Source organism: Actinomadura sp. KC345 (genome assembly GCF_004348515.1).
In the GTDB taxonomy this organism is placed as follows: Bacteria; Actinomycetota; Actinomycetes; order Streptosporangiales; family Streptosporangiaceae; genus Spirillospora.
The window spans coordinates 1-1548 of record NZ_SMKH01000565.1 but is presented as its reverse complement, the minus strand read 5'-3'; the positions used below and the strand labels follow the sequence as shown (position 1 = coordinate 1548).

At 65.3% G+C, this 1548-nt stretch carries 1 protein-coding gene and 1 pseudogene; both read right to left on the bottom strand.

The annotated features are described in order from the left end of the window. Positions 1-178 precede the first annotated feature (178 nt). Positions 179-937 (bottom strand): serine/threonine protein kinase, encoded by a 759-nt coding sequence (locus tag E1281_RS39605; RefSeq protein WP_131884803.1) that lies wholly within the window; start codon positions 935-937, stop codon positions 179-181. 478 nt (positions 938-1415) lie between these two features. Then, positions 1416-1548: pseudogene (locus E1281_RS42440) on the bottom strand (lysine 2,3-aminomutase); the annotation flags it as partial.

The following is a 1548-nucleotide window of genomic DNA, read 5'->3' as shown; positions in this document are numbered from 1 at the left end:
CCCCGTACTCCCCGCCCCCAGCCGCGCGACCAGCCGATACTCGGCGACGCGCACCGGGTCGTCCGGGCGTAGCGGCTGCATCGCACTCCATTCGAACGGAATCGCGGTCACGCACTCGACCGTGCGCGGCTGGTGTCGAGCACCGATGCTCTGAGCCCGTACCGGCCGCCGGGGGCCGTCAGGCGCCGGGGGGACGGGCGCGACGGCGAGCGGGCAGCAGAGACAGGTGTTCCTCCCGTACCAGGCCGAAGCGCAGGGCCGTATCCACCACCGCCATGCGTTTGCCGTCCTGCCTTTCTTGCTCAAAGGGTTGCTTGACCCGCATTTTCTGCTCCGCAAGGTAGTCGATGTGGAAGTTGACCGCGCGCACCGAGAGTCTGCGTCCGGGCAGTTCGTTCAGGCGTTCCATGACCTGGCGCGAGGGAGGTACGGCCGTGAGGGACTCGCCGCGGAGACGCGGTTCGCAGAGGGCCACCAGGACGAGAAAATAGATCGCATCCTGATCGAGAGAAAAGGCCGATATGGTCGCGGAGCCGTTCATTTCACACCATTCCAGATCGGCGGGTTGCACATAGATGTGTTGTGGCGCGTAAACCTGGAACGAGGTGTCGAGCCCCTCGATTCCGAACACCACGCGCGAGAATTCGAAGGGGATCGGGCATGAGGCGCGACGTGGCGTCACTCTCACATACTCCCCGCTGCCCTCCGGGTTCTCGACCACGACGGCGCGGCTATCGCTGAAGTTGCTCAACTTCCAGTAGTCGTCGACGGCGAGGATCTCCCCCGCGAGGCGCGGCACCGCGGGATTGTTCAGGCGCAGGTCGACCGGAACTCCCGGAGCGCCACGCCCGAAGGTCAGGCTTTCACCGGGTGCGAGTTTTCTCCGTAGCGCGTCATGTTTCCTGTTCGGTGGAAGATACACTAGAATACTTGACATTTCCGCACCCTATGGAAGTGACCCGACACCAGGTCCGCACTCCTCCATGAACCGCACAATGACCTGTTCTCCGGATTCCCTTCCCGGGGAGAAGTCGGTCAGCACCCTTGGTCCGCACTGGTCCGGGCGACCCGCCTGGGCGGAGCGTGGCTTCATCGACGCTCTGTGACCGGTACCGGCAGCGAACGCGTTCGATCGCCCCGGGGGCTTGGTCGTCTGGCCCACGTGCGAGCACCAGTCCAACGGATGGCGGGGACGGCGCACTAGCGGCGAAGGGGGTATTCGCACCCTACAGAAGTGGGTGGCCATGCCGCGACGGACCATCCTTCGATGGCTCCGCGGCGAAACGAGCGCCGGCCTGAAAGGCAGACGCCCGGCGAGTGATTTGTCGGTTATCTCCCGAATCTGTAGCACGGCTTCGAGGAGTGCCCGGTGACTCAACGCCGCCACTGGAATGGGCAGGACCAGGGGGCTGTGGTCACTGCCAGGGGAAGCGGTCGGCGAAGGCCGGTTTCAGGTCGTCGAGCCAGACCGCGTCGGGGTCGTAGCGGGCGAAGAAGGGCTTGCCGACCAGGTCGGCGTCGCGGCTCTGGATGAGGTGCAGCGCGAAC

Bases quoted from the DNA above. Each gene is read 5' to 3' on its own strand.
- E1281_RS39605 (WP_131884803.1), bottom strand. From the start codon at position 937: ATGTCAAGTATTCTAGTGTATCTTCCACCGAACAGGAAACATGACGCG.